Annotated in this window: 1 protein-coding gene; it reads right to left on the bottom strand. The window is 66.6% G+C overall.

Annotation, left to right across the window (positions count from 1 at the left end; all coding sequences use genetic code 11):
- On the bottom strand, positions 1 to 2372 hold a 2372-nt coding region (locus KP22_RS20960; RefSeq protein ID WP_244880055.1), incomplete at its 3' end, for a non-ribosomal peptide synthetase.
- Positions 2373 to 2383: the final 11 nt, after the last annotated feature.

Below are 2383 nucleotides of genomic sequence, written 5' to 3'. Positions count from 1 at the left end.
CGGAACCCGCCCGCTATCACATAGGCGGCACCGGCTGCTTCGTCCATCTGCGCCAGGAACCACAGCCGCTGCTGAGCCAGCGACAGCGGCGGCATCTCGCCCGCCGCCAGCGGTTCAATGGCCGACAGCGCCCCCTTCCCGGCCGTACCGAGCGAGGCCGCCATATCCTTGAGAGCCGGACGGGCAAACAGTTCCGCCAGCGGCAGCTCACGGTTTAACTCACTGCGAAGGCGCGAAATGAGCTGTACCGCCAGCAGCGAATGACCGCCGAGCGCGAAGAAATCGTCCTGTCGGCTTACTTTTTCAACCCCCAGCAGCGTCTGCCACATCGCCGCCAGCGCCGTTTCGTCCCCCGCCAGCGGTGCTTCATAGCGCTGGCGCGCAAAAGCGGCTTCATCCGGCTCCGGCAGTGCCTTACGATCTACTTTACCGTTCGCGGTCAGCGGAATGCGCGCCAGCATGACATAGGCCGCCGGCACCATATACGCCGGCAGACGCGCGCCAAGCTGCGCTTTCAGCGCCTCGGCACCCGGTATCTGAGCGGTATCATGGACGGTATAGTAGGCTACCAGCCGTTTCTCCTGTGTCGCCTCACCCTGCGCCACGACGACGCTTTCGCATACCCCGTCGCACGCCAGCAGCGCCGACTCTATCTCCCCCAGTTCGATACGGAACCCGCGGATCTTCACCTGAAAATCGTTGCGCCCCATGAACTCCACCCGTCCGTCGGTCAGCCAGCGCCCCAGATCACCGGTACGGTACAGGCGCGCCCCCGGCTCGCCCGCAAAGGGGTCGTCAAGGAAACGCTCGGCGGTCAGGTCAGGCCGATTGAGATACCCGCGCGCCACCTGCGCCCCGCCGATATACAGCTCCCCGCAGACGCCCACCGGCACCGGCTCTCCCTGCGGATCCAGAATGTACAGCGCGGTATTGGCGATCGGCCGCCCGATATGCAATACCCGGTCATCGGCGCACACGGCGCCCGAGGTCGCCACCACGCTGTTCTCGGTCGGGCCATAGTTGTTCACCAGCGTAAACCCCGCGTTATCCGGCGGACGGCGGTTAAGCCTGTCGCCCCCGACCAACAGCGTGCGCAGCGTCGGGTGGTGCAGCTCGCGGGCAAACGCCAGCTCGGCGACCGGCGTCGGTAAAAAACCAACGTCAATCGGCTGCGACATCCACCAGGCCAGCAGCTGCTCGGGGTCGCGGGACGCCGCCGGGCCTGGCATCACCAGACGCGCCCCGACGCAGAGCGGCGGCCAGATCTCCCATACCGCCGCGTCAAAACCCAGCCCCGCCACGCTGGACGCGCAGTGCGACTCACGCAGCGCAAAGGCGTCGCAGTGCCAGCGCACCAGATTGACCACGCCCCGGTGCGCCACCATCACCCCTTTGGGCTGTCCGCTGGAGCCGGAGGTATAGATAACGTAGGCCAGATGGTTCTGCGTCAGCCCCAGCCGCGCCGGACTGCTATTTACCGCCGGACACTGCGTCCAGGGGCGGCTGTCGCCATCCAGTTCGATCGTCCGCAGCCCGGCCGACAGCGCGCCCAGTTGCCCCCGCAACGCCCGGCTGGTGAGCACCACCGTCGGGTCGCTGTCATCCAGCATGTAGCGCAACCGTTCCGCCGGAACGCCCGGATCCAGCGGCACATAGGCACCGCCCGCCTTGAGGGTGGCCAGCATCGCCACAATCAGATCCACACCACGCTCCAGTACCAGTGCCACCCGGCTGTCCGGCCGCACGCCCAGCTCGTACAGCCAGTGCGCCAGTTGGTTGGCGCGGGCGTTCAGTTCGCCGTAGCGCAGCGTCTGCCCGTCGCAGCACAGCGCCACCGCATCCTGATGCCGGGCGGCCTGCGCTTCAAACAGGGCATGCAGACAGACCTCGTCAGGGGAGTCGGCACGGGTCTGGTTAAACTCAACCAGCACCTGCCGCCGCTCCGCCTCCGGCAGCATCGGCAGTGACTGCACCGGCTGAAGGGGACTGTCCGCCATGCCGTGCAGCAGCGCCTGCCAGTACCCCAGATAGCGCCGTACCGTGCCTTCATCAAACAGCGCAGTGGCATAAATCAATACGCCCTGCACCGCGCCATTATCCTCACTCAGCGACAGACTGAGATCGAACTGGGCCGTCGTGGCTGCATTCGCCAGCGGCGACAGGGTCAGCGCCGGCAGACGCAGAGCGTTATCGGGCGTGTTTTGCAGCGCCAGCATCACCTGAAAGAGCGGGCTGTACGACAGGCTGCGGGCTGGTGCAACCGCCTCCACCACCTGCTCGAACGGAATATCCGCGTGGCTCTGCGCCTCCAGCGACGCCGTCTTCACCTGCGCCAGCAGCGCACCGGTATCCGGCGACGCCGACAGATCCACCCGCAGCGCCT

Origin of the sequence: Pectobacterium betavasculorum, assembly GCF_000749845.1 — a bacterium.
Classification (GTDB): domain Bacteria; phylum Pseudomonadota; class Gammaproteobacteria; order Enterobacterales; family Enterobacteriaceae; genus Pectobacterium; species Pectobacterium betavasculorum.
This window is presented reverse-complemented; position numbering and strand designations above follow the sequence as displayed.